The sequence below is a fragment of the Micromonospora sp. NPDC004704 genome, assembly GCF_053601675.1.
In genome coordinates, this window is record NZ_JBSGCD010000078.1 from 1 (window position 1) to 3,099 (window position 3,099).

The 3,099-nt window shown below is 65.3% G+C and carries 3 protein-coding genes and 2 pseudogenes; 3 read left to right on the plus strand and 2 right to left on the minus strand.

What is annotated here, in order from left to right:
* Positions 1 to 143: 143 nt before the first annotated feature.
* From ACWEFB_RS38205 to ACWEFB_RS38215, 3 genes and pseudogenes are all read left to right on the plus strand, one after another.
* Positions 144 to 356, plus strand: a pseudogene (locus tag ACWEFB_RS38205) (IS701 family transposase); the annotation flags it as partial.
* A gap of 14 nt (positions 357 to 370) precedes the next feature.
* Positions 371 to 613 (plus strand): hypothetical protein, encoded by a 243-nt coding sequence (locus ACWEFB_RS38210; RefSeq protein WP_452293103.1) that lies wholly within the window; start codon positions 371 to 373, stop codon positions 611 to 613.
* Between the two features lie 231 nt (positions 614 to 844).
* On the plus strand, positions 845 to 1,228 hold the full coding sequence (locus tag ACWEFB_RS38215; protein WP_452293104.1) for a hypothetical protein: 384 nt from the start codon (positions 845 to 847) through the stop codon (positions 1,226 to 1,228).
* Between the two features lie 53 nt (positions 1,229 to 1,281).
* Here ACWEFB_RS38215 and ACWEFB_RS38220 read toward each other — a convergent pair.
* Both ACWEFB_RS38220 and ACWEFB_RS38225 read right to left on the minus strand, forming a co-directional pair.
* Positions 1,282 to 1,485, minus strand: a pseudogene (locus ACWEFB_RS38220) (IS701 family transposase); the annotation flags it as partial.
* 325 nt (positions 1,486 to 1,810) lie between these two features.
* On the minus strand, positions 1,811 to 2,947 hold the full coding sequence (locus ACWEFB_RS38225) for an IS701 family transposase (RefSeq protein ID WP_452293105.1): 1,137 nt from the start codon (positions 2,945 to 2,947) through the stop codon (positions 1,811 to 1,813).
* Positions 2,948 to 3,099 lie beyond the last annotated feature (152 nt).

Here is a 3,099-nt window from a genome sequence, read left to right on the forward strand (position 1 = left end):
CGATGCACATCTGGTAGCTTTTTCACCGCCCGCCGAGCCAGAACCGGCACTGAGCTGCCAGAACACTCAATTCGCGAAACGCGGCTGGAGTACTAATACTGCAACGGCAGTAGGCGAATCTAGTTCGGCTCGTGTTCGTTGGTCTGCCTGTGACGGACGTCGATGTTGATCGGTGGCACGGGGAGCTGGACCGGTTACATGCGCGGATCGGGCCTCGGTTTCGCCGCTCGGAGCCGCGGCGGTGTGCGCGACAGTACCTGTGTGGGCTGATGTCGGGTCTGGGCCGTAAGAAGGGCCGGACCCTCGCTGAGCAGGCCGGGGATGTGTCGCCGGATGGAATGCGGCGGCTGTTGCGGTGATGAGCCGCCGGATGTCTCCTTCTCGCCGGCACGACGACCGGCTCGTCGACGCCCTCGTGCCAGTGCCGCTGCCGGTCGCGGCGCCTGAGCCGGCGCCCTGCCGGCCCGCGGCCCGCCACCTCTGCGGCATCCACCCCGGCGTCTCGGTGCTCCCGTCCGCCTTCCCCGGCCGGAATGTGGTCCTCGCGCATCCCTCGTACACCATTGCCACGCTGGCAGCCACGGCCACCACCTCCTCCATCGAAGATCTTTGAGCAGAACTCAACGGATAATCAGGCGGTGGCCGTTTCATATCGCGCCGCACGCCGCCCACGACGGTCATCAAACCCTCGCCCCGGCCGCCAACCCCGAAGAACAAGATTGCCGAGACGACCGATAGGGATCGGGGCAGTTAAATCTCATCGGTCCGGTTACTCTGTCACAAGGTAAGCCGACCTTCGTCTAATCGGCAGCGGGGGCGGTCGTCAGATCGACGGGGAGGACGAATGATCGTCAAGCGAAGGCTCATCGCAGGGCTGTCCACCTGCTTGCTGTCGATGGGAGCTGGCGCCTTCGTGGCGACAACTCCGGCTCAGGCGGCTCTTGCGGACTGTCCGCAACTGGAAGTCGCGGAGTTCTGCCTGTACAACCGAAATGGCGTTGCCTCCGAGTCGTACCCCGGCAACACGCCCCGCAACACGTGCATCAAGCTGAGGAGCTTCGACGACAACGTCGTCTATAACCTGACCAGCACGAGGTGGTACGTGTTCCACACCACCACCTGCAACGGCTCCCACGAGGAGATCCCCCCCGGCTACGTGGGCCTAATCCCGATCGGCTACAACGACGGACAGACCCACGCGATCATGCGAACCAGCAGGACCAGCTAAGCCCGAGATCAAATTCATCTTGCCGCGCCCGGGTGAGTGGCACTGACGGACCGGTTGAGCAACCGCTGCATCCGGTCCGGCGTGGTATCTCCGGCGGCCTCGGCCAGGGTCCAGCCGTTCTTACTCGCCAGCGGCGACAGCAACCCGACCAGGTAACTCAGCGCCTGCCGGCGCGGTTCCGCACGTCCGAACCGGTGCGCGAACCGCGCCAGCAGATCATCCAGACCTGCCCGCCAGCCCACCACTTCATCGATCAACACAAGCACGGGAGCCTGCCCGCTCTGCGACCAGCCACAACAGACAGACGGTGCGACCAAGCAACCTACACACCGAATAGCATCGACATCCGCAGCTACATCACAGGCTCTACTCCGACCTCAATCATGCCGAGATCAGGCAACTGCGGCTGGGCAACGGCAGTTGGTTAGGGGTAGCCGTGTCGTCGGTAGTGACAGAGTCGGGCTTGGTGCTGGCGTCTGCGCCGCCAGCGGGACCAGGCCCAGACGTGTTCTGGTGGGTGGGTTTGTCGCACGGCCAGTGCGGTGAGGAGTCTACGGATCTCCGGTACGGTGTAGCCGATCATCAGGTCTCCACCACGCCCGGTTCCCCTTTTACCGCAAGGGATCCGGCCACGGACAGCCACGCGTGAGCGGCCATCGACAAGGTGATGTGGGCGTACCAGGCCCGCCAGTCACGGACCTGGTACTGGTCCAGACCCGCCTCGTTCTTCGCCTGCTGGAAGCACTCCTCGATCGCCCACCGCGACCCGGCGACCCGGGCCAGGTCGACCAGCCGGGTCCGGCGAGGCCCGTAGCAGACGTAGTAGGCGATCTCCCCGCTGGTGATGCTGCGGCGAGCGAGGAGCCAGTGCCCGCGACCCGACTGCCAGAACACCCTGACCGGTACTCGCGCCCACCAGTACTCCCTCGGTCCGTGCGCCCCCGCACCGGCGGACAAGCGGCACCACGCCCGCTCCGGCAGGTCGGCGATGAGATCGTCGGCGCGGGCCCTGCCCATGCTGGTAGTGATCATGTCGTCGTTGCGGCGGGTCGCGACCACATAAGGCACATCCCGTTGTTCCAGCCAGACCCGCAACGACTTCGACTGCCCGTAGGCCTCCTCCATCGTCACCCACCCGACCGGCACCTCCGCGTCCAGAGCACGGGCGAGCATGGTGCGGGCCATCTGCACCTTCGTCGCGAACTCCACCTCGTCCGGGATACCAGCGGCCCGGCACCGGTCCCGGTCATCGGTCCAGGACGCCGGCAGGTAGAGCTGCCGGTCGATCAACGCGTGGCCCCTGGTCGACCGGTAGGCCAGAAACACCCCGACCTGGCAGTTCTCGGTCCGCCCAGCCGTCCCCGAATACTGACGTTGCACCCCGGCGGAGCGAACACCCTTCTTCAGGAACCCGGTGTCATCCACGATCAGCACGCCTTGCGGGTCACCGAGGTGCTCGACCACGTAGTCGCGCACGTCGTCGCGGACCGCGTCGACGTCCCAGTCCGCCCACCGCAGCAACCGCTGCATCCCGTCCGGAGACACGTCCCCGGCTTGCTCAGCGAGGGTCCACCCGTTCTTCCGATCCAGGCTTGTGACCAGCCCACACAGGTACTGACGAGCCCGCCGCCGCGGCTCCGCCCGACGAAATCGGGCTCCTATCCGAGCATGAAGCTGGTCCAACTCCGCATGCCACCGATCAACATCGACATCCGTCACGCGATACCCAACGAACGTGAACAGGACTCGACTCGGTCAGTGCCGTTGCAGTACTAATACTCCAGCCGCGTTTCGCGAATTGAGTGTTCTGGCAGCTCAGTGCCGGTTCTGGCTCGGCGGGCGGTGAAAAAGCTACCAGATGTGCATCGATG

Excerpts from the sequence above, each read along its gene's own strand:
- ACWEFB_RS38215 (WP_452293104.1), top strand. The coding sequence starts at position 845 with ATGATCGTCAAGCGAAGGCTCATCGCAGGGCTGTCCACCTGCTTGCTG.
- ACWEFB_RS38210 (WP_452293103.1), top strand. The coding sequence starts at position 371 with ATGTCTCCTTCTCGCCGGCACGACGACCGGCTCGTCGACGCCCTCGTG.